This window comes from Propionicimonas sp. (assembly GCF_034927565.1).
GTDB lineage: Bacteria > Actinomycetota > Actinomycetes > Propionibacteriales > Propionibacteriaceae > Propionicimonas.
Map to the genome: position 1 here is coordinate 12,328 of NZ_JAYFPT010000010.1, position 22,009 is coordinate 34,336.

At 68.5% G+C, this 22,009-nt stretch carries 18 protein-coding genes; 7 read left to right on the forward strand and 11 right to left on the reverse strand.

Features of this window, described 5'->3' with window-relative positions; genetic code table 11:
• Positions 1 to 61: 61 nt before the first annotated feature.
• From VB080_RS02885 to VB080_RS02900, 4 genes are all read right to left on the reverse strand, one after another.
• On the reverse strand, positions 62 to 1,753 hold the full coding sequence (locus tag VB080_RS02885; protein WP_323416917.1) for a sodium:proton antiporter: 1,692 nt from the start codon (positions 1,751 to 1,753) through the stop codon (positions 62 to 64).
• Positions 1,754 to 1,783: 30 nt separating this feature from the next.
• The gene (locus VB080_RS02890; protein ID WP_323416918.1) at positions 1,784 to 2,278 is read right to left on the reverse strand and encodes an NUDIX domain-containing protein; all 495 of its coding nucleotides are present in this window, start codon (positions 2,276 to 2,278) and stop codon (positions 1,784 to 1,786) included.
• 141 nt (positions 2,279 to 2,419) lie between these two features.
• Complete coding sequence (locus tag VB080_RS02895) at positions 2,420 to 3,907, reverse strand: MDR family MFS transporter (RefSeq protein WP_323416919.1); 1,488 nt, start codon at positions 3,905 to 3,907, stop codon at positions 2,420 to 2,422.
• A 245-nt stretch (positions 3,908 to 4,152) separates the two neighbouring features.
• Positions 4,153 to 5,022 (reverse strand): aldo/keto reductase, encoded by an 870-nt coding sequence (locus tag VB080_RS02900; RefSeq protein ID WP_323416920.1) that lies wholly within the window; start codon positions 5,020 to 5,022, stop codon positions 4,153 to 4,155.
• Positions 5,023 to 5,389: 367 nt separating this feature from the next.
• On the opposite strand from VB080_RS02900, the gene VB080_RS02905 reads away from it, so the two are divergent.
• Entirely contained in the window at positions 5,390 to 5,860 is a 471-nt protein-coding gene (locus VB080_RS02905) for an aromatic ring-opening dioxygenase LigA (RefSeq protein WP_323416921.1), read from the forward strand.
• Positions 5,861 to 6,456: 596 nt separating this feature from the next.
• Here VB080_RS02905 and VB080_RS02910 read toward each other — a convergent pair.
• Together VB080_RS02910 and VB080_RS02915 are read right to left on the reverse strand one after the other, a co-directional pair.
• On the reverse strand, positions 6,457 to 7,080 hold the full coding sequence (locus VB080_RS02910; protein WP_323416922.1) for a CAP domain-containing protein: 624 nt from the start codon (positions 7,078 to 7,080) through the stop codon (positions 6,457 to 6,459).
• A gap of 143 nt (positions 7,081 to 7,223) precedes the next feature.
• Positions 7,224 to 7,919, reverse strand: coding sequence for a GntR family transcriptional regulator (locus VB080_RS02915; RefSeq protein ID WP_323416923.1), 696 nt, complete (start codon positions 7,917 to 7,919; stop codon positions 7,224 to 7,226).
• Positions 7,920 to 8,150: 231 nt separating this feature from the next.
• Here VB080_RS02915 and VB080_RS02920 point away from each other — a divergent pair, with 231 nt between their 5' ends.
• Both VB080_RS02920 and VB080_RS02925 read left to right on the forward strand, forming a co-directional pair.
• Positions 8,151 to 11,147: an FAD-binding and (Fe-S)-binding domain-containing protein gene (locus VB080_RS02920; RefSeq protein ID WP_323416924.1), complete on the forward strand. Its 2,997-nt coding sequence runs from the start codon at positions 8,151 to 8,153 to the stop codon at positions 11,145 to 11,147.
• 227 nt (positions 11,148 to 11,374) lie between these two features.
• On the forward strand, positions 11,375 to 12,055 hold the full coding sequence (locus VB080_RS02925; RefSeq protein ID WP_323416925.1) for a nucleoside phosphorylase: 681 nt from the start codon (positions 11,375 to 11,377) through the stop codon (positions 12,053 to 12,055).
• Positions 12,056 to 12,387: 332 nt separating this feature from the next.
• Here the strand turns inward: VB080_RS02925 and VB080_RS02930 are convergent, their stop codons facing one another.
• Entirely contained in the window at positions 12,388 to 12,711 is a 324-nt protein-coding gene (locus tag VB080_RS02930; RefSeq protein WP_323416926.1) for a hypothetical protein, read from the reverse strand.
• Entirely contained in the window at positions 12,708 to 13,070 is a 363-nt protein-coding gene (locus tag VB080_RS02935) for a hypothetical protein (protein ID WP_323416927.1), read from the reverse strand. Before VB080_RS02935 ends, VB080_RS02930 begins: the two co-directional genes overlap by 4 nt.
• An 86-nt stretch (positions 13,071 to 13,156) precedes the next feature.
• On the opposite strand from VB080_RS02935, the gene VB080_RS16045 reads away from it, so the two are divergent.
• The 3 genes from VB080_RS16045 to VB080_RS02945 all read left to right on the forward strand — a co-directional run bounded on the left by VB080_RS16045 (position 13,157) and on the right by VB080_RS02945 (position 14,756).
• Positions 13,157 to 13,444 carry a helix-turn-helix domain-containing protein gene (locus VB080_RS16045; protein ID WP_416339588.1) on the forward strand — a complete coding sequence of 96 codons (288 nt, stop codon included), beginning with the start codon at positions 13,157 to 13,159 and terminating at the stop codon, positions 13,442 to 13,444.
• 329 nt (positions 13,445 to 13,773) lie between these two features.
• Complete coding sequence (locus VB080_RS02940) at positions 13,774 to 14,484, forward strand: transposase (protein ID WP_323416996.1); 711 nt, start codon at positions 13,774 to 13,776, stop codon at positions 14,482 to 14,484.
• A 137-nt stretch (positions 14,485 to 14,621) separates the two neighbouring features.
• Positions 14,622 to 14,756: a hypothetical protein gene (locus VB080_RS02945; protein WP_323416928.1), complete on the forward strand. Its 135-nt coding sequence runs from the start codon at positions 14,622 to 14,624 to the stop codon at positions 14,754 to 14,756.
• A gap of 127 nt (positions 14,757 to 14,883) precedes the next feature.
• On the opposite strand, the gene VB080_RS02950 is transcribed toward VB080_RS02945, so the two are convergent.
• The gene (locus VB080_RS02950; protein WP_323416929.1) at positions 14,884 to 16,272 is read right to left on the reverse strand and encodes an MBL fold metallo-hydrolase; all 1,389 of its coding nucleotides are present in this window, start codon (positions 16,270 to 16,272) and stop codon (positions 14,884 to 14,886) included.
• A 201-nt stretch (positions 16,273 to 16,473) separates the two neighbouring features.
• Here VB080_RS02950 and VB080_RS02955 point away from each other — a divergent pair, with 201 nt between their 5' ends.
• Entirely contained in the window at positions 16,474 to 19,662 is a 3,189-nt protein-coding gene (locus VB080_RS02955) for a S8 family peptidase (RefSeq protein WP_323416930.1), read from the forward strand.
• A 214-nt stretch (positions 19,663 to 19,876) separates the two neighbouring features.
• Here the strand turns inward: VB080_RS02955 and VB080_RS02960 are convergent, their stop codons facing one another.
• Both VB080_RS02960 and VB080_RS02965 read right to left on the reverse strand, forming a co-directional pair.
• Complete coding sequence (locus VB080_RS02960; protein WP_323416931.1) at positions 19,877 to 20,368, reverse strand: hypothetical protein; 492 nt, start codon at positions 20,366 to 20,368, stop codon at positions 19,877 to 19,879.
• Between the two features lie 116 nt (positions 20,369 to 20,484).
• Positions 20,485 to 21,693, reverse strand: coding sequence for a cysteine desulfurase-like protein (locus tag VB080_RS02965; RefSeq protein ID WP_323416932.1), 1,209 nt, complete (start codon positions 21,691 to 21,693; stop codon positions 20,485 to 20,487).
• Positions 21,694 to 22,009 lie beyond the last annotated feature (316 nt).

Sequence of the window (22,009 nt, forward strand, 5' to 3'; positions counted from 1 at the left end):
GCGGACCCGTCCCCGTCGAACCACTCGGTGGGCGGGTTCGCCCGGGTCCGGCGGGAGGTGCTCAGTCGGGTTGGCGTAGCTGCAGGCCGAGCTGGTCGGCGTCCAACTGGGTGAGCATGTCGTCGAGCAGGCTGGACGGGTAGCTGCCCTGGTCGCGCAGGTCCAGGAGCGCTTCGCGCTGGACGCCGAGGACCGCCAGCCGCAGCGCGATCACGTCGGCATGGGTGACGGCTGCCTCCTCGTCCGGTGTTCGGTCGGGGGAGGTCCTGCCGAGCATCTGCCGCGTGATCGCGAGGGACTGCTCGGAGTACGGCGTCCCGTCGGGACGGCGCAGGCCGTCCAGCCGGGCCAGCCCGGCCCGGTTCAGCTCGCCCAGCAGGGCGGTCTTCTGCGCCGGGTCGGAACCGGTCTGGCCGGTCAGGCCGAGCCGGTTGGCCAGGGGATTGAGCGTGGCCCCCTGGATCACCAGGGTGCCGGCGGCCACGACGAAGGCGATCAGGATCAGCAGTGAGCGGTGCTCGGTGGCCCGTGGCAGGGTCTGCGCAGCGGCCAGGGTGACCGCTCCGCGCATGCCGGCCCAGAACAGGATCAGGCCCTCGCGCTTGCCGAACCGCTCGGCGGCCAGGTAGTCGATGTCGGCCAGCCGCCGGTTCAGCATGGTCCGCATCCGGTTCACCCGGGGCTCGGGCGCGGCCTCGCCGAACCGATCGAGCCGCTCCTGCAGCAGTTCGAGCTGTTCGCGGTGGCCGGCCTGGCGGCGCTCCCGGCGGGCCAGCAGCCACAGTGACCAGGCCACGAAGCCCGCCCGGACAACCAGGACCGCCGTCGCGGCGATCGCACCGAGCTCGATCGCCACCAGCACGCTGTCGTGGGTTTCGCGGACGTCCTCCACCAGGGTGGCCAGTTCCAGTCCCATCAGCAGGAAGATCGCGCTCTCCAGCACCAACTCGACGGTCTTCCAGGCCGCAACCCAGGCCAGCCGGGTCCCCGGGGAGAGATCGCGCGGCGACCGGCCGCCGATCACCAGACCGGCGATCACCGCTGCCACCAGGCCGGACCCGCCCAGGTGCTCGGTCGGCAGATGGGCGGCGAACGGGATCACCAGCGAGAGCGCGACCACCGAACTGGTCTGGCGCAGCCGGGCCATCACCGCGCTGGCCAGGCGTCCGACCAGCCAGCCGACCGCCAGCGCGATCGCCACCGCATAGAGGAAGTTCAGCCCCACCTGCCAGATCGACACCGCCGTCCCGACGGCGGCGATCGCCGATCGCAGCAGCACCAGCGCGGTGGCGTCGTTCAGCAGGCTCTCGCCCTCCAGGACGGTGGTCATCCGGGTGGAGACGCCGGCTTTCTTCACGATCGAGGTCGCGACCGCGTCGGTGGGGCTGACGATGGCGCCGACGGCGATGCCCAGTGCCAGCGGGAGCCCCGGGATCAGCCAGGTCAGCAGCACGCCGACCACCAGCGCCGAGACGATCACCAGCAGCACCGAGAACCCCGAGATCAGGGACAGATCACGGCGGAACTCCATGGACGGGATGTTGACCGCTGCCGAGAACAGCAACGGTGGCAGCAGCCCGCCGAGGATCCACTCCGGCTCGATCTCGATCGGCGGCAGGTTCGGCAGGAAGCTGATCGCGGTGCCCAGCACGACCAGGATCAGTGGTGGCGCCACTCCGAACTTGGGCGCGAAGGCGGTGATCGCAACCACCAGCACGATGCCGGCGATGCTGATCAGCAAAGCGGTTTCCATGGTGGCTCCGTTCTCTGCGGGGGTCTGACCCTACTCGCCGGACGAGAGGTCGCCGAGCCTGGTCTCGGGGTGGTTCGCCAGCGCCACCTGGACGCAGGCCTGCTGGCGGGTGGTCATCGCAGGTAGGGCATGGACGGGGAAGAAGCCCGCCTGGAGGGCCTCGCCATCGGCAGGGTAGGGCTCGCCGCCGACATACCGGCAACGGAAGACGTGGTCGATGTAGCGGGTCTGGTCGCCGTTGTCATAGGTGATCAGTTCGGTGACGTTCAGCCAGACCAGCCGCTCCACCTCGGCGACCACACAGGCCTCCTCGGCGATCTCCCGCAGGGCGGCCTCGTGTGGATGCTCGCCGGGGTCGACGATGCCGCTGACTGGCGTCCAGGAGTTGTCGTCCGAGCGCTGCACGAGCAGCACTTCGTCCCCGTCCTCACCCGGACGGACGACCACCGCGGTCGCCCCGGAGAGCCACAGCGGTTCGTTCCCGACCTTCTCGCGCAGGCGGAGGATGAACTCAGGTGTCGGCACGGGAAGAGCGTACTCACCCCAAGCGGGGGATACCTGGGCCAGGGGACGGTTCCGTGTCCCGTCGTTGTGGGCCAGGGAACCGTCCCCCGTCCCAACCGGGACGTGGAATCGTCCCGGGCGAGCTACCGATCCAGGCGGCGGTCAGTGGAGGGGCTGGTCGAGGTCGGTGTCGGCGGGCTTCTTCAGGAAGCCAGCGGCCACCAACGGAACCAGCCAGATGGCTCCGACCACGGTGAAGGCTGCTCGTGCCCCGGCTGTGAGGGCCTCCTCGGGAGTCCCGATGGCGGTCGCGGCGACGGTCGTCATCACGGTCACGAACAGGGCGGTCCCGGCAGCACCGGCGACCTGCTGGACGGTGCCCACCACGGCCGAACCGTAGCTGCGCAACTGGTGGGGCAGCGAGCCCAGCGCCGTGGTCATCAACGGGGTCATCATGAACGCGAAGCCGAGGCTCAGCAGCAGGTTCGCCGCCATCAGCCACGGCCAGGGCGTGTCCGGGGTCACCTGGGCGAACAGGGCGAACGCGCCGAGCACGGCCGCCCCACCCGGCAGCAGCAGCCAGCGCGGCCCGGCCAGGTCGTAGAGCCGCCCGACCAGCGGGCCGAGCACTCCCATCAGCACGCCGCCGGGCAGCATCAGCAGGCCGACGCCGAGCGGGTCAAGGTGCAGCGCCTGCTGCAGCACCAGCGGCAGCGCGATGATCGAGCCGAACAGCGCGACCATCATGATCGCGAGCATGCCGACCGCCAGCGCGAAGGCCGGCTGGGTGAAGGTGCGCAGGTCGAGCAGCGCCGCGTCCGTCCGCTGCAACCGCACCTGACGCCAGCCGAACGCCAGCAGCGAGAGCAGGCCGACGCCCAGCACGGCCGTCAGCCGCCAGGTCGGGACGGTGCCGTCACCGATCAGGCTGAGCCCGTACACCAGACCGCCGAAGCCGAATGCCGCCAGCGGGACGCTCAGCATGTCCAGGCCGACCGGCCGTCCGGACTCGACATTGCGGACGAATCGCAGGCCCAGTGCGAGGATGCCGAGGGCGATCGGCAGCACCACGACAAAGACGAACCGCCAGGTCAGGAACTGCAGCACCACGCCCGACACCGTCGGCCCGATCGCCGGTGCCACAGCGATCACCAGGCTGATCGTGCCCATCACCCGGCCGCGCATGTGAGCCGGGACGACATCCATCACGGTGGTCATCAGCAGCGGCATCATGATCGCGGTGCCGGTCGCCTGGATGATCCTGCCGGCCAGCAGCAGCGGGAAGGTGAAGGCCAGCGCGCAGGCCAGCGTCCCGATGCTGAACACCGCCAGTGCCAGGGTGAACGCGGCGCGGGTTGAGAACCGCTGCAGCAACCACCCGGTGGTCGGGATCACGACCGCCATGGTGAGCATGAAGCCGGTAGTCAGCCACTGCGCGGCACGTTCGTCGATCTGCAGGTCGTGCATGATGCTCGCCAGCGCCACGTTCATCGCAGTCTCGTTGAGAATCACGACGAAGGCGCCCACCAGCAGGACGGTGAGCAGGGTGACCGTCTCGCGCGGCAGCCGGTCGGAGGGGTGCCGCGCCGGTTGGGCGGGATCGGGCGCGGGGACGGGGTCGTTGGCGACGGTCGCGTCAGCGTGGCTCATAGCTCTCCCTGAGGAGGTTGTCCGGCGAACCGGGCGGGTCGGGCATGCCGCGTCGACACTGGCGCTGACGATGGTACAAGGCGTTGTCAGGTCGGGATATTCCGGCTGGGTCGAACTCTGTCCCTGGGATTCGACGGGAAAGGGACGCTGCAGGTAGCGGGTTCTGGGCGGGGGCGGTCATCGCCATGCCGCCAGCCCGGCGGCGGTGGCGCGCCGCCGTCCCGCATGGTCCGGCGGGGGCGCCGTCAGGCCAGCGAGTTCTCGATCCGGACGATCTCGGCTTCGTCGAGGTCCAGGTCGGGAGCCAGGGCGTCGTCGGCGATCGATGCGGCCTTGGAGGCGCCGGGGATCGGGACGACGTTCTCGGCCAGCGAGAGCTCCCAGGCCAGGACCACCTGATAGGGACTCACCCCGCGAGCGTGTGCGATCTCGCTCAGCACGCTCTGCGTCGCCCCGAGTTGAGACGCTCGGCGGATGCCGCCCAGCGGGCTCCAGGGGAGGAAGGCCAGCCCGCGTTCGGTGCAGTATTCCAGCACGGGCTGGGAATCCAGATGCAGCGGGCTGAACTGGTTCTGTACCGACACCAGGTCGTCGCCCAGGACGTCGCGGGCGATGTCGACCTGCTCGATCGAGACGTTCGAGATCCCCGCCTGCCGGATCACGCCCGCGTCCAGCAGGTCGCGCAGCGCGCCGATCGAATCGGCGTACGGCACCGCCGGATCCGGCCGGTGCAGCTGGTACAGGGCGATCGCCTCGACCCCGAGCCGCTTCGCGGACTCGCGAGCGGCCTGCTTGAGGTACTGCGGCTGGCCGTTGACCGTCCAACTTCCGTCCCCGGGACGCAGTTGCCCGCCCTTGGTGGCGACCAGTACGTCAGTGGCGCCCGGACCGTAGGAGGCGAGGGCCTCGGCGATCAGGATCTCGTTGTGGCCCACCTCGCCGGCGTGCTGGTGATAGGCGTCGGCGGTGTCGATCAGGGTGATGCCGGCGTCCAGCGCGGCGTGGATGGTGGCGATGCTCTGGGAGCGGTCCTCCGGGCGCCCTTCGATCGACATCGGCATGCCCCCGAGCCCGATCGCGCTGACGGACCGTCCACCGATCCTGCGGTACTTCATCTGGCGACTCCTCTCGTCCGGACCGCTTGAGCCTAACTCCAGACGGCATCCCCGCGAGCGGGTTCTGACGGACTCGGCCGGACATTCGGCAGGCAGATCAATATCTTCGCCTGCCGAAACCCGTTCTGACAAGATGTGATACAGAACAGGACTCGGATGTCCGCTTCCGTTCGTAGGTATGCACTTCCTAAGAAATCCATGCGCACAATTCGCGATTTCGAGTGGACAGAACAGGGCAGGGTTGCCTAACTTTGCGTAGCGGATGGTTCTTGACACCGACTCGGTATGCACGACGGGTCGCCAACGGCAAGGCCATCGTGGAGGCAGTGTGGCAACAGAACTCGTGCAGGAAACAGGGGATACTCCCATGGCTATCGCAGCAGCGAACGGCTCCAAAGTACGCACCATCGGCCTGGTCACCATGATCCTTGGCCTCGTCTTCATCATCGCTGGCATCGCCACCTGGGGCGCTGTCAGTTCCAAGCTCGCCGCCGAGAAGATCACCGTGTCCGGCGACGCCTACCTGATGGCCGGTGCTCCGGTCGTCGATCCGATCAGCGCCTTCGTCCAGGCCGACATGATCAGCCACCACGCCCTGGAGGCCACCGGCGGCAAGACCTACGCCGAACTCGACAAGGAGGATCCGCTTCGCGCCACCGCGATGAACGGCTCCTTCCTCCGCGCCTCGCTGTTCACCTCGGTGATCGCCTTCGGTGTCGCGCTGTTCGCCGTCGGTGTCGGTGTCGTGTCCATCCTGGTGGGTTGGGGGTTGCGCATCTCGGGCACCGCGACTGTGCAGGCCGCGGCTGCCACCAAGTCCGAGACCGTCTCGGCCTGACCGGTCCGGGGCGTGACCGCCCCGGCCGCCACATCGTCTGCTCGTTCGCCGCTTGACGGCGTATCCAGCCAGGTGTGTTGCCACCTGCCCTCGGGTGGGGGGTGCGTGAGTGCCCCCCACCCGAGTTAAGAGGTGGGACACCGGCCGGGCAGCCGATCCGAGGAGCTCTCCTCACGTCTACAACTGAAGACCACAACGGGAAGCTGACCTCCACCAGGCTTCCCTCCAGATCCAAACCAGGCTCACCTCCGGCGGATGTCGGAGGTGAGCCTGGTTTTTGGGCACGAGCCCGGTGCTGCCCCTGGCTGGATCGGCAGGTGGTTGAGGTCGGACGCGCGTCCGCGGTGGATCGGGTTCCGGGGGCTGGGTGGTGGGCCTACCTGGATCGGCAGCGGGCCGGACGGACCCATGGCTGCGGTGGGTCTGGCTTTGGGAGATCCGGCAGTGCGTCGTTGCCGGGTCGGCGGTGGGCCGGACGGGCCCTCCGTCCCACCTGAGGCCCGGATGCGCCACGAGCAGCCCACGACATCGACGACCGCTGGGTCGCAGCTGATCAGGTTCCAGGCTGGGTCAGCGTTGCGCGGACGCTGCCGCAGCTACTTCTTCGGCTTGCCGAAGTCGGCGGTGGTGTAGGTCACGTAGGTGCCGCCGCCCTTGTAGAAGCCCAGACCGATCTGGGTGTAGGTCTTGTTCATCAGCACCTTGCAGTGGCCCGGGCTCTTCAGCCAGGCCTTCACCACGGCCTGCGGGGTGGCATAGCCCGCGGCGATGGTCTCGCCGGCCGCCTTGTACTTGTACCCGGCCTTCTTGATCCGGGTGAACGGCGAGGCGTTGCTGCCCTTGGTGTTGTGGCTGAAGTAGTTCCGTTTCGACATGTCCTTGGAGTGGTTCTCGGCGACGGTGCCGAGCTTGGCGTTCCAGGACAGTGACTTGGCGGCCTTGTACTTGGTCGAGCCGCACTTGCGAGCCTTCGACCTGGCCTTGTTGATCTCCTTCAGCAGGCTCTTCTCGAAGGAGCCGATCTTGTTGTTGGACGCCAGCGCGACGGCCTTGACCGGCGTGACGGCCGGAGCCTCGGCAGGGATCACGGGCTTACTCGCCCGGGCGACCTCCGGGATGGGTGCTGCTGCGGTGAGGGCCGGGCTGTCCAGACCGACGCCGACCAGCGCGAGGCAGGACACGGCAACCACTGAACGAGTAATCAGTCGGGTGAAGACCATGGGGGTGTTCCTGATAGGACCGGACGCGTCCGGTTCCCCCCAGGCGTGCAGTTGCGTGTCCAGTCTGCCGGTTGGTGAGGCTCACCGCAACGGGAGCTGATGAATTGCTTGCGATTTGCTGAGAAAACGAAGGGTTTGCCGCGTCAGACGGCCTGGAGGGCTGAGGACGGCAGGTGGGCCTCGGCACCGGGGGTACCGCCCAGGGCGCCGGCAAGCAGCTCCCGGGCCCGGGCGAGGTGTTCGGCGAGCAGATGGGCGACCGACTCCCCGTCCCCGGCCTCGATCAGGTCGAGGATCCGGGCGTGCTCGGCGACGATGATCTGCGGGCTGAGTTGATGGCTGCCCTGCAGTTGCGCCATGCAGAGCTTCACCTCGAAGGCGAGCGAGCCGTAGATGGCGCTCGTCCGGGGGCTGCCGAGGGCGTCGATCAGGGCGGTGTGGAATCGCATGTCCGGTTCGGCGATGTCGTAGTCGCCCCGGGCCCACAGGGCTGCGATCTCGGCGTTGGCCGCCCGGGACTCGGCCGGGACCGTCCGGCGCAGTGCCAGCCGGCGCAGCACCTCCGACTCCACGTAGGCGCGGGTGTCGTAGATGTCGCGAACGTCGGCCGGACCGAGTTCGACCACGCGGGCGGTCTTGTGGTTCTTGCGGACCAGCACCTTGTCGCTGACCAGGCGTTCGATGGCGGCCTTTGCCGAGGCTCGGGCGACGTCGTAGCGGACGGCGATCTCGGCCTCGGTCAGCGGCAGTCCGGGAGCGAGTTCCCTGGCGAGTACCTGGGCTTTCAGGTCGTCAACCACCGCGTCGACGACCGACGTGATGGTCAGATTTCGAACCACGGCTGTGTCCTTGCTGCTGGTGGTGGCGATTCTAGGCCGGCTTCTGGGCAAAACCACTTGCAGAGCAAGTCAACTTGTCCGACAATCCACCTGTCAATCAGTAGTCCTGGAGGATCTGCCCATGCCACTCCTCGTTCAGCCGTTGGCTCCGGTCGGAGGACGTCTCGTCCGCCCGGCTGGAGTTGCTGTGCTCCCTCCCCTCGCCCTGCTCGTCGAGCTGGTGCCCGCGTCATGACCGCCACGTCGGTGTCCGCCGAGACCCTCGCGACCCTGCTCGCGGGGTGCGTGGCCGATTCGGGACAGCTCCGGATGGCCGAACTCGACCGCCGGGCGCTGGCCCACGACGCCTCCCACTTCCTGCTGCACCCGGCGGCGGTGGTGACCCCCCGCACTGCCGAGGAGGTGGCCCACCTGCTGCGGGCCACCTCTGCAGCCGGAATCGGGCTCACCTTCCGTTCCGGCGGCACCAGCCTGTCGGGGCAGGCCGGCACCGACCAGGTGCTGGCCGACGTCCGGCGGCATTTCACCGGCGTCGAGATCCTGGACGACGGGGCGCGGGTCCGGGTGGAGCCCGGGGTCACGGTCAGGCAACTCAATGCCCACCTCGCCCGTTACGGCCGCAAGTTCGGGCCGGATCCGGCCAGCGAGGCCGCCTGCACGATCGGCGGCGTGGTGGCCAACAACTCCTCGGGGATGGCCTGTGGGACCGTCGAGAACAGTTACCGGACGCTGGAGTCAGTGGTCGCGGTGCTGCCGTCCGGGACGATCATCGACACCGGTGCTGCCGATGCGGACGAGAAGCTCCGCACCCTCGAACCCGCGCTCTACGAAGGGCTGCTGACGCTGCGCCGGCGGGTGGTCGGCAACCCGGCGTCGGTGGCGAAGATCAGCCAGCAGTTCAGCATGAAGAACACCATGGGCTACGGCATCAACGCCCTGGTGGACCACACCACCCCGGTCGACATCCTCACCCACCTGCTGATCGGCAGCGAGGGCACGCTGGCCTTCGTCGCCTCGGCGACCTTCCGGACCGTCCCGGTCCGTGGCCACGTCGCTACTGCGCTGGTGGTCTTCGACGACCTGTATGCGGCGAACAACTCCCTGCCAGGGCTGGTGGCCACCGGTGCTGCCACCCTGGAATTGATGGACGCCACCTCGTTGCGGGTCGGCCAGCGGTTCGGGGACAGCCCGGCGATGATCAAGCAGTTGGACGTCTCCACCCAGGCCGCGCTGTTGCTGGAGTACCAGGCCACCAGTGCCGAGGAGTTGGAGCACCTCGTCCAGGAAGCCCGTCCGACGCTTGACGACCTGCCGGTCGGTGGTCCGGTTCAGCTCACCGATGATGCCGCCCTGCGAGCCGGATTGTGGACGCTGCGCAAGGGGCTCTACACCTCGGTGGCCGGGGCCCGTCCCAGCGGTTCGACGGCGCTGCTGGAGGATGTCGTCGTCCCGGTGGCGAAGCTGGCCGACACCTGCGTGGAACTGGCGGGGTTGTTCGACCGCTACTCCTATGCCGATTCGGTGATCTTCGGCCATGCCAAGGACGGCAACGTCCACTTCATGATCACCGACCGGTTCGAGAACGACTCCCAGCTGCAGCGCTACGTTGACTTCACCGAGGACATGGTCGGCCTGATCCTGGCCAACGACGGCTCGCTGAAGGCCGAGCACGGCACCGGCCGGGTGATGGCGCCGTTCGTCCGGCGGCAATACGGCGACGAGCTGTACGAGGTGATGTGCGAGGTCAAGCGGCTGTTCGACCCGCGCGGGCTGCTGAACGCCCAGACGATCATCACCGACGACCCGGAGTTGCACCTGAAGCACATCAAGCTCAACCCGAGCGTCGATGAGGAAGTCGATCGCTGTACCTCCTGCGGCTATTGCGAGCCCGTCTGCCCCTCCCGCAGCCTGACGCTCACACCGCGGCAGCGCATCGCCGTCCGGCGCGAGATCGAGTCGCTGGAGGCGGCGGGCGAGCTGGCTGCGGTGGCCCGGCTGGAGAAGGAGTTCGACTATCAGGTGGTGCACACCTGCGCGGTGGACGGGATGTGCGGCACCGCCTGCCCGGTGCAGATCAACACCGGGTTGCTGGTGAAGAAGCTGCGGCGGGAGCGGACGACGCCCGCGGCCACCAAGGCGGCCTGGACGACGCTGGCCAGGCACTGGAAGGGGACGACCGGCACCTTCTCGACGGTGCTGACCATCACCGCGGCGATGCCGGGGCCGCTCGACCCGGTGCTGCGCGGGCTGAACCACGCCGCCCGGGCCGTGCTGGGGACGGACAACATCCCGCTGTGGTCGGCCGAACTGCCCGGGGGTGGACAGCCCCGCCGCGGGCAGCCTGCCGGAAGCCAGCAGCCCCCCGCGTCCCGTGAGGTCGTCTCTTCCTCGGCTGCAGCGGACCTCGTCGAGACCCCACGCGGGCAAGCCGTCCCGACTCCTCCCGCGGCCGTCTATCTGCCCGCGTGCGTGAACGTGATGTTCGGACCGGTCGAAGGCCACGGGGTGCAGCGCAGCTTCGAGGCGCTCTGCGCGGAGGCCGGGATCACCCTGCTGATCCCGGACGGGATCGAGTCGCTGTGCTGCGGCACGCCGTGGTCGAGCAAGGGTGTCCCGACCGGCTACCAGGAGATGAAAGCCAGGGTGCTGCCGGTGATCCGGTCCGCGACCGAGGACGGACGCCTGCCGGTGGTCTGCGACGCATCGAGTTGCACCGAGGGCTTCGGGCACATGATCGAGTCGGACCCCAGCCTGAATGTTGAGGTGATCGACGCGGTGACCTTCGTCGCTCGTCATGTCCTGCCGGTGCTGGGGAAAGCTCCCTCGCGAGGCGAGGACACGTCGTCCCTGGCCTCGGGAGAGCCCGGGCAGGCCCCGTGTTCTGCACGGCCTTCGTCCAGGATCCGCAAGCTCGACTCGGTCACCCTGCACCCGACCTGTTCGTCCACCCAACTGGGGATCAACCCCGACCTGGTGACCGTGGCCGAGGCCGTCGCCGAACAGGTCAACGTCCCGCTCGACTGGGGCTGCTGCGCCTTCGCTGGCGACCGCGGCATGCTGCACCCCGAGCTGACAGCCGCTGCGACCCGTCCCGAGGCTGCCGAGGTGGCACGGCTGGACGCGACCGCCCACGCCAGTCTGAACCGCACCTGCGAGCTGGGCATGACCCGCGCCACCGGCCGTCCCTACCGCCACATCCTGGAGTTGCTCGCCGAGCAGCTGGGATAGACGTCTGGGAAAGGACGGCCGGGGACGGCTCGGTTGACCGGGCCGTCCCCGGCCCGTGCCCAGGCCCGCAGATCTGCCCGACCACTGGATATGCCGTTGGGTAGCCTGAGGCGGTGAACGACGTCAGCACCGATCACCACAGCCCACTTCTCGATTTCGACCCAGCGCCGCGAGCGTTTATCGAGCCGGCGGACCAACTGCAGCCGCTCGATGCTCCAGCTGCCTGCGTGATCACCTTCTTTGGCGACACCGTGCAGCGACTGCTCGCCAACGGCGGCCGGGTGCTGGCGTACAACAGATGGGCGGACGGCGAGCATCCGCTCATCGAGGTAGACCACGAGGGTGAGCGACTCGCTGTCCTGTACAGCGGTGTCGGTGGCCCGCTGGCCGCCGGTCTGCTCGAGGAGACAATTGCGCTGGGCTGCCGCACCTTCGTTGTCTGTGGCGGAGCCGGCTCTCTGCACGAAGACCTCACCGTCGGACACCTTGTCGTCGTCAGGTCCGCACTGCGGGACGAGGGCACGTCACACCACTACTTTCCCGCCGGCCGGTGGATCGATCTGGACGACACCGCGACCCGCCTCCTCGAACAGGTACTGGCCGAGGAGGGTGTCCCCTTCGCGACGGGACGCACCTGGACGACCGACGCCCCGTACCGGGAGACGCCGGCCAAGATCGCTGCCCGCCGTCGGGAGGGCTGCATCACCGTTGAAATGGAGGCCGCGTCCCTGGCTGCGGTTGCGCAGTTCCGCGGCGTCCCGCTTGCCCAGTTGCTCTACAGCGGGGACGATCTCACCGGCGAGGCCTGGGATGAGCGCGACTGGACAAATCAGCCCCAGGTTCGCGACAACCTTGTCCGACTGGCAGGCACGGCAGCTCTCCGGATCACGGGTCAGCAGTCGGCTTGACCTGAGGCGGGCTACGAAGATGGTTTGAGCCAGCCGTTGAGGACGACGATCTGGATGGTGGTGGTGGAGCGGACGGCGAGTTTGTCGTAGCAGTTGACGAACGCTCGCTGGCGTTTGGACCTGTTGATGCCGCATTCGACGGCGTTCCGGCCGTGGTGGGTTGCTGCGCTGGACGCTGGTGGTCGGTCTCCTCGCCTTTCTCGGCCCAGCTTGGACACGCGGGCCAGGGGACGGTTCTCCGGCCCGCGGCCACTGCTTTCGTCATTCGGGGCGACGAGCGAGTAAGGGACGGCCCCCTACCCCTACTCGTAGGGTAGGACGGCGCTGCGCATCTAGAGATCCTTCGGATCGAAACCGTATCGTCTGGCCAGTTCATGAATTCGATCGAAGTCGCGCTTGGCGTTCGAACGAGAAACGAATGCCGCCGCAACGCTCACGCCGCCGCCAATCAGCATCCACGTTCCCCAGGTACGGAAGCCGTCCAGATCTTCAGGGGCGGTCCATCCCGCGCCGGAGATGAGGAGAAGAAAAAGCCCGAACCCGGTTGCCATGATCCCCAGAACCAGGAAGGTCCCGTAGCTCTGCATCCGCTTGATGGCCTTCCTCTCTTGTGCACGTGCGACGGCGAACGCCTCGGAACGCGTGTACTCGCTCACCGCAGGCTCTCGAGCAAATCGAGCACATGCTTGACGTCTACGATGGAATCTTCCGGCGCAGAGTGCCATGCCACGGCTATCGCAGGAATCTCCGCGATAGCCAGCGGTATCGAGTGGTGTTGCTTCGACCCGACCTCAGTGTTGAAGGCAGCCCAAGTCTGCTCGAAGCTGTCGTTGCCGCTGAGGTTCGCCGTCAGCGCGCCCAGGACACCGTCATCATGTCGAAGGGTCAAATGCACTTGCCCGACGCCCGATAGATCGGCCGAGAACTCATCGCTGGACGTGGGCAAGCTGAATGGTCGAACCATGGTGTATCCGTAGGCAGTCACGAGCCTCGCCAGCTCGTCTCTCGTCCCCATTGCCTTTCTCCTTTCGGTTTCCGTGCTGGGCTCAATGTACTAGAACCCGGGTACTAGCGCTCTGGTACGCGCCACCGGGACCGACCATGGTGGACGTTGTGTCGCGAGTCCCATCAGCTGCAGCAGCTCATATCGGGGCTCGCATCACCGAACGACGGCTTCAGCGTGGGCTGACTCAGGACGAGGTTGCCGTTCGAGCTTCGATCGACTCGTCCAATGTGCGGGCGTACGAGAGCGGTCGAGCAATGCCGAGCATTCACTCGCTTGTCCGCATCGCTACGGCACTTGAGGTTGCACCGGGAGATTTGCTGGAGGGCATCTCGCTGGATCAGTTTCCGGTTTCGTCAGCCGTCCCTCGCCATCGTGTGACCTAGTCTGTTCGCGGTCGTCCCTGTTGCTGGGCGACAACCTTGCGATCTTGAGTTGCACCTCGGAGGCCCGCTGAGTGATGTTGCGGCTCGTGCACGAGGACTGTTTCGTCCTGCTGGGCGACAGGACTAACGGCGTCAATCCGTCCAAGGCCACTATCCAGCGCAGTGCGCCTGTGGACGGAGCTTGTGTCAAGACCAGTTATCCACAGGTTTCCAATTGGGTGGCACGTTCGCTGTCCTCCTGACGAGAGTGGGGGATGTACTCACAGGACGGAGACGGGCTTATGCCTCGAAGGAGTCGGCTACTCAGCGAATCAGACGTTTACCACGTGATGCTCCGCGGCATCAACAGGCAGGCGATTTTCCTTGACGAGGAGGATCACCTGCGCTTCCTGCGCGACCTGAGGGCCGCGCGGGAAGCCGCAGATTGCCGCGTGCTTGCCTATTGCCTGATGACAAACCATGTGCACCTCGTCCTCCGCACCGGCAGCGAGACGGTTGGGCAGGTGGTGAAGCGGTTCGGCGTGCGTTATGCCTGGTGGTACAACACGAAGTACGGACGCGTTGGGCACGTGTTTCAGGACCGGTTCAGGAGTCGTCCGGTGGAGGACGATGGGTACTTTGTGACGCTGCTTCGCTACGTCTGGAACAACCCGGTTAAGGCGGGAATGGTCGAGCGGCCCGATCAGTATCGTTGGAGCAGCCTGAGCGCCGATGCTCCCATCGACCAGGATGCGCTACTGTCCCTCATCGACGTGGCCACGATTGCTCAGCTGGCTGCCACGCCGGATCCCGAGGCCATCGATCCCGACCCGCTGCCGCCGCCCCGCGTGGCACTCACGGACCCCGCGGTGGCGAGGATCCTCAGCCAGTTCTGTCGGCAGCACTCCGTGACAGACATTGTGGACCTCCCCCGCTCAATCCAACAGTGGGCCATCGTGCAGTCGCTGCGCGAGGGTGCATCGGTTCGGCAGTTGGCCCGCCTGACTTCGCTGAGCCGAGGGACGGTCCAACGATTGGCACAGCTGGACAGCACTGCCTAGTCAGCGCCGGGCGCATAGTCCAGCGGCGGTGAACTGGGTCGCGGCCCCCTGCCTCGGCCCAGTGATGGTGAACCGGACCGGGGAACCGTCCCCCGGCTCACGCTGGGGCTGCTGCGACCCGTCCCGAGGCTGCCGAGGTGGCACGGCTGGACGCGACCGCCCACGCCAGCCTGAAACGCACTTGCGAGTTGGGCATGACCCGCGCCACCGGCCGTCCCTACCGCCACATCCTGGAGTTGCTGGCCGAGCAGGCGGGGGTGACCAGCGGATAGCTCCTTGGCAGGGCTCTCGCGCCCGCTGCTGGGACGATTCCGGCGCTGGACGGCCCGCCAAGGGGCGCGCCGGTCCGGAAGCGGCCGTCTAGCGCTGAGGTTGTCCGTCCGGCCTGGCCGGCCGGGGTCAGTCGAGGCGCACCGTCTCGCCGAAGGTGGGAAGGATCGCCGCGGCGCTGGTGTGTTCGGTGATCTTCACGCCGAAGGAGCGCGCCGCGTCCTCGGTGCCGTGGACGGTGAACACCGTCTGCGGGCGCGGACTCAGCTCGGTCAGCCAGTCGAGCAGGTCGGAGCAGTCGCCGTGGACGCTGAACTCGTTGTCCTGCAGGATCTCGGCGCGTACCGGCACGTAGCGGCCGTGCATCTTCAGGTGGGTGGCGCCCTCGACCAGCGAGCGGCCGCGCGTGCCCTCGCCCTGGTAGCCGACCAGCACCACCGCGTGCTTGTGGTCGGGCAGCATGTGCTCCAGGTGGTGCAGCACCCGTCCGCCGGTCGCCATGCCGCTGGCGGCGATGATGATGCACGGGTGTTTGGGATCGTTGAGCTGCATCGACTCCTCGGTGGAACGCACCTCCCGCAGTTGCGGCAGGTGGATGAAGTGGTCGGGATCGAGGTCGGGCCGCAGTTCGTCGGCGAACTCCGGATCGCGGTAGACCCGTAGCGCCGCCAGCGCCATCGGTGAGTTCACGAAGATCGGCAGATCGGGGATGCGGCTGTCGTCCTGCATCTCCGAGAGGGTCTTCAGCACCACCTCGGTACGGTCGACGGCGAATGCCGGGACGAGCACCGAGCCGCCACGGCGCGCCGTCCGCCGGATCAGGTCGGCGAAGGGCTCGTGCGGCAGTCCCTCGGGTTCGGGATGCTCCCGGTCGCCGTAGGTCGACTCGATCAGGACGGTGGGCGCTCCCTCGGGGATGTCCCGGGCGCGCAGCACGGGGTGGTCGTGCCGGCCGAGGTCGCCGGAGAACAGCACCGCGGTGGCCGGGGTCTGCACCCGGATGCTGGCCGAGCCGAGGATGTGCCCTGCCCTGGTCCAGCGGGCGATGGTCCCGCTGCCCAGGTCGACGTCGCTGTCGAATGACACCGCCCGGAACAGCGGCAGGGTGTCCTCCACGTCGGCAGTGGTGTAGAGCGGCAGCGGCGGAATGTGCTTGGAGTAGCCACGTTGGGCGGCATGCTCGGCGTCCCGCTCGTTGAGGAAGGCCGAGTCCCGCAGCACGATCTCGGCCAGCCGGATGCTCGCCGGGGTGGCCCAGACCCGCCCGGAGAACCCCTTCGCGACCAGGGCGGGCAGATAGCCGACATGATCCATGTGGGCATGGGTGAGCAGGATGTCGGAGATGGACGAGGGCGGGACGGGGAAGTCGGCCCAGTTCAGCTCCCGGAACCGCTTCTCGCCCTGGAAGAGCCCGGCATCCACCAGGATGCGTCGTTCTCCCTGGCCGAGCAGATACTTCGAGCCGGTGACCGTGCGGGCGCCGCCGAGAAAACTCAGGGTGGTGGAGTGTGCTGCCATGCCCCCACTGTGGCGCATCCCGGGGCCGCAGGGCAGGAGCACGAACCTCAAGTCGCTCCTCAGGTGTGACAGTCCAGTGCGGCGGCGACCGTTGACCCCGTCCGCCCCACCCCCTAGCCTCCCTAGCAGTCTCACCCCCGCGTGGGCTGTTCGGCAGTGGGCACAGCGCCCCAGTGCATTCACGAAAGGCTGGCCAACATCGTGTATCGAAAGCTCCTGGTCGCCACGGGCGTGCTCGCCCTGGTGGTGCCTGCGGGCGCCGCATGGGCGGCGCCGTCCCCCGACATCCCGACTGACCGCTTCACCCGCACCGGGAACACCGGCAAGGTGGATCCGCAGATCACCCTCAAGGCAGGCGGCAGCAATGCCAAGGTGGACGTGATCGTCGAGGTGGCCGGTGACCCGGTCGCCGTGGTGGAGGCCAGGGAGGGCCGCCGGCTCAGTTCGTCCGAGCGGGCCTCGGTGCGCACCAAGCTGGACAAGACCCAGGACAAGGTGGCCAAGACGGTCACCGGCCGCGGCGGCAAGGTTGAGACCCGGATGCAGTCGGCCTACAACGGCCTGCGGGTGCGGGTGGCGGTCTCCCAGCTGGACGCGATCGCCGGCTCCGCGGACGTGGTGGCGGTCCACCCGGTGCAGACCTTCTCCCTCGACAATGCGGTGTCGGTGCCCTACCTGGGCGTGCCGCAGGTGTGGAAGAACACCGGCTACACCGGCAAGGGGGTGAAGGTGGCGGTGATCGACACCGGCATCGACTACACCCACGCGAACTTCTCCGGCCCCGGCACTGTCAAGGCCTATGAGACCGCGCACGCGTCCGAGGGCAAGGAAGCTGACCCCGCCCTGTTCGGCCCCACCGCGCCGCGGGTGAAGGGCGGCTGGGACTTCGTCGGCGACGCCTACGACGCGGACGACCCGAACTCGGTTCCGAAGCCGGATCCCAACCCGCTGGACTGCAACGGGCACGGCAGTCATGTCGCCGGCACGATCGGCGGCAACGGCGTGACCAGCGCCGGCGCCACCTACCCCGGGCCGTACGACGACAGCACCGCGTCGAAGTCCTTCAACGTCGGCCCCGGCGTCGCTCCGGCGGTCGATCTCTACGCGCTGCGGGTCTTCGGCTGCGGTGGCACCTCCGACGTGGTGACCGAGGCCATCGACTGGGCGGTCGCCCATGACATGGACGTGATCAACATGTCCCTGGGTTCGCCCTACGGACGCAGGGACGATCCGGTCGCCACCGCCGCCACCAACGCGGTGGCCGCCGGCGTCGTCGTCATCTCCTCGGCCGGCAACGAGGGCGACAGCCCCTACCTGGCCGGCAGCCCCGGCACCGGCGAGGGCGTGATCTCGGTGGCCGCCGTGGACGCCATCAAGACCTTCCCGGGCGCGAAGCTGAGCTTCAGCACCGGCGCCACGCTGTCCGCGGTCAACGCCACCGGTGCGACCATCCCGGACGCCAGCTACGACGTCGTGGTGCTGAAGGACAATCCGGCCACCGCCGAGAACGAGGCTCTGGGCTGCAGCCCGGAGGCCTTCGCCGCCGCCGGTGTGCGCCCGGGCGGCAAGCAGTTGGCGGTGGCGACCCGGGGCAACTGTGCCCGGGTGGCCAAGGCGATCTACGGCCAGCAGGCCGGGGCCGCAGCCGTCCTGCAGTTGAACACCGACGCCGGCTACCCGCCCTATGAGGGCCCGATCACCAGCAACCCCGACGACGGCACCCCGTACGAGGTCACGATCCCCTTCCTGGGCGTGCCCAGCACGGCAGCTGACGTGCTGGCCGCCGCGGACGGCGGCACGGTGTCGATGGTCGCAGCCCAGGTGGACAATCCCGGCTACACCAAGTACGGCTCGTTCTCGTCCAACGGACCGCGCAGTGGGGACTCCTCGGTGAGCCCGAACCTTGCCGCCCCGGGTGTCTCCGTGGTGTCGACCGGGTCCGGGACGGGCAACGGCGCGGCCACCATCTCGGGCACCTCGATGGCCGCACCGCATGTGGCCGGCGTGGCCGCCCTGACCGTGCAGGCGCACCCGAAGTGGTCGGCCTCGGAGGTCGCCACGGCGCTCGCCGAGACCGCCGATCCGGAGAAGGTGGGCGACCAGGACACCGTCCGCGGTGGCCTCGGGCTGGTGGATGCTGCCGGAGCGGTGGCTGCCCAGGTGCTGGTCGGCGGCGACTACTACCGCACCACCAAGGGCTGGGCGCGGGAGGCCTCGCTGAGCTTCGGCTTCGCCGACGTCCAGAAGAGCTACAACGGGATCAAGGTGCTCACCATCACCAACAAGGGCAAGACGTCGGTCACCTACAAGCTGTCCGCGGTCGCCTCCGAGCAGTCGCTGCCGGCGAAGCTGACGATCTTCCCGAAGACGGTCACCGTCAAGGCTGGCAAGACCACCGCTGTGGCGGTGCACCTGAAGGTGTCGGCGGGCGTGATCGGTTCGTCCCTGGCCAGCGAGTTCGGCTTCAACCAGGTCTCCGGCAGCATTGTGCTGAAGCCCTCCGGTGACGGCGTCAAGCTGGCGGTGCCGTACCTGCTGGTGCCGCGGGCGCAGGCCGATGTGAAGGCGAGCCCCTCGTCCTTCAAGCTGGCCGAGAAGACCAAGCCGGGCACCCCGTGGTCATCGTCGAAGGGCAGCCACGGCAAGGGCAAGCCGACGCCCACGCCGGTGCCGGTCACCTCGGTGGACGTGAAGCTGACCAACTCCAAGGGCGCGCTGCCCGCGGCGGCGGACTTCTACACCTGGGGGATCTCGGACGGTAAGGACCTCCCGCGGAGCGCCGTGGGTGGCCTCGACGTCCGGGCCGTGGGCGTGCAGTCGCTCGACTACGGCGCGGACGGTCAACTGCTGGTGTTCGCGGTCAACTCGCACAAGCGGTTCTCCAACGCTGCCGAGTTCGAGTACGACGTCAACATCGACGTCGACCGGGACGGCGCCGTGGACTGGCAGGTGATCGCGGTCGACTCGGGCCTGATCCGGGACGGCAGCGCTGACGGGCATATGGAGGTCTTCCTGCTGGAAGCGGCCACGGGTGACGTGTACGCCGCCGGCTTCCTGGCCACTGCCCCGACCGACAGCAGCACCGTGCTGATCCCGGTCTTCGCCAGCGATCTGGGGATCTCGCAGGACACCGGAGCCTTCCGCTACTCGGTCGACACCTACTCGGTGCTCGGCTACCCGGAGTCGGACTCGACGTCGTCCGCGACGTACAACCCGTACGCCAAGGCGATCTCCGACGGCGACTACCTCCAGGTGGCGCGCAAGGGTTCGGCGAAGACGACCCTGACCATCGACGCTGACCAGTGGGCCGCGCAGAAGCCGCTGGGCTCGATGGTGGTGGCCTTCGACAACAAGGCAGCCGACGAGGCCCTGCTCATCGCCGGCAAGTAAGGCAAGTCCGAAGCGCCCCGTCCCTTCCTGGGGCGGGGCGCTTCGGCCTCTCCGGCGGTGTGCGCTGGGGGACTGTCGAACCCAGGGCGGTTCCAACCTGAGTCAGGCGGGTGGCGTCCGCAGAAACCGGGTGATTCAGGCCAGTCGCGGACACTATCCACGCGCGTGGTCTCTCCTGCCCGGTTTCTGCCGGGCAAGCGGCGGCTGCGCCCGGTCAGCGGGCTCGGGTACAGAGCTTCGGCGTGGCGTCTGTCCCGAAGCGGTAGTCGTAGCGCTGGCCGTCCGCCGTCACCACCACCCGCATGCCGTCGATGAGCTGCTGGGTGTACATCGTCCCCGGGGACGGGCAGCCGAGCGAGGAGTCCGGCCAGGTCACCCGCTCGGCCCGTTCCACCTCGGGGGCCACCTCGACGGCCACGCCACGACTGGCGAGATCGTCCAGGATCGCCTGCCAGCGGTCCTGCGGGATGGTCACCGGGGTGCTGTCGGGCAGCGGGGGCATGGTCTGGAAGGGCGGCCTGCCGGACGGCGTCGGGACCGTCGGCGGCGTGCCGGACGGCGGCTGGACCGACTCTTCCGGTGCTGGGGAGGCAGAACCGGCGGACGGTGGCTGGCTGGCGGGCATGGAACCTCCCGGGGAACTGCAGGCGGTCAGCAGACCGAGGGCGAGGGCGGCCGCGATGCGCGCTGCTGAACGCTGCCCCATGGCTGCCTCCTGCTGATGGGGGCGCCCGGTGGCGCCACTCCTCCAGCGTAGCCTCGGGCCCGGCCGCCTCCGGCGGGGCGGTGCGGATTACCGGGGCACAGGCGTCCCCCGGCCGCTCAGCCGAGCGTCAGGAAGCTGCGCAGGCCCTCGATCAGGCGCTGCACGTCCTGGTCGTCGGTGTAGGGGGCCAGACCGATCCGCAGGCCGTGGGTGTCGGCCAGGCCGAGTCGTCCGAATGCCTCGACGGCGTAGAACGAGCCGGCCGGCACCAGGACGTTGCGCCGGGCGAGAAAGGCATAGGCCTCGCGGGTCGAGCGGCCGTCGATGGTCACCAGCAGAGTGGGGGTGCGGTGCTCGGCCCGGGAGTGCACCACGACACCTGGCAACTGGGCCAACTCGGACTCGATCCGTTCGCGCAGCCGGAGTTCGTGGGCGTCGATCGCGGCCCAGGACTGCTCCAGCTTCTCCCGGCGGGTGCTGCCCTCGCCGGGAGCGATGCCAGCGAGGAAGTCGATCGCCGCGGTCACCCCCGCGAGGATCTCGTAGGGCAGGGTTCCGTACTCGAAGCGCTCAGGGACGTCGTCTGGGGAGGGGAGCAGCTTGTCCGGGTGGATGCCCTGGAGCGTGGCCGGGTCGGCGGCGAGCACAGCGCAGTGCGGGCCGAGGAACTTGTACGGCGAGCAGACGAAGAAATCGGCGCCCAGCGCGTGGATGTCCACCAGGTTGTGGGCGGTGTAGTGCACACCGTCCACGAACACCAGGGCGCCGGCGCGGTGCGCTGCCCGGGCGAGCCGGGCAACCGGCGGCATCGTGCCCAGCAGGTTGGACGCCGCAGTGAGCGCGACCAGCCGGGTGCGGTCACCGATCAACTCGACGGCGCGGTCGGCGTCCAGTTCGGCGGTCTCGGGGTCGAAGTCGACCCACTTCACCTGGGCGCCGGTGCGCTTGGCTGCCTGCACCCAGGGACGGAGGTTCGCGTCGTGCTCAAGCCGGGTGAGGATGATCTCGTCGCCGGGGCCCCAGGCGAGCGAGAGGTGGCGGGAGAAGTCGTAGATCAGCTGGGTGGCGCTGCGGCCGAAGACGATCCCGGTCGGGTCGGCGTTGAGCAGGGCACCGCAGGCTTTGCGAAAGCGCAGCACGGTGGTCTCGGCGTTGGCCTCGGAGCGGCCGAGCGCACCGCGATAGGAGAGCGGCCCGGTGATCGTCCGGGCGATGGCTTCACCGACCGCGCGGGGGGTCTGGGTGCCCGAGGGCGAGTCGAAGTGAGCGGTCCCCGAGAGCAGGGACGGAAAGGCGGAGCGCAGCAGCGCCACGTCGTAGCTCATGGTGTCCTTTCCAGGGCATGCCGTCGGCGTGCTGGAGCGGGCTCCACCAAGCACCTCCTGTGTGGTTCTCTGCCGGGGAGACTAGTGGCAGCACCCGCCGCGTGCTAGGAGAGCGATTGCCTAGCGGTCACCGCGGGCTGGTTGACCCGCGGTCCGACGGCTCCGTTGGGCAGCGCCGGCTCCGTTGGGCCAGGGGACGGTTCCGGTGTCCCACCTCTCGTCCGGCCCACGACCGCCACCACGGCAAGCCCCGTTGACAAGCGGGGGCCATGGAACCGTTCCCTGGCCTACACCAGCTGGGCCATGGAACCGTCCC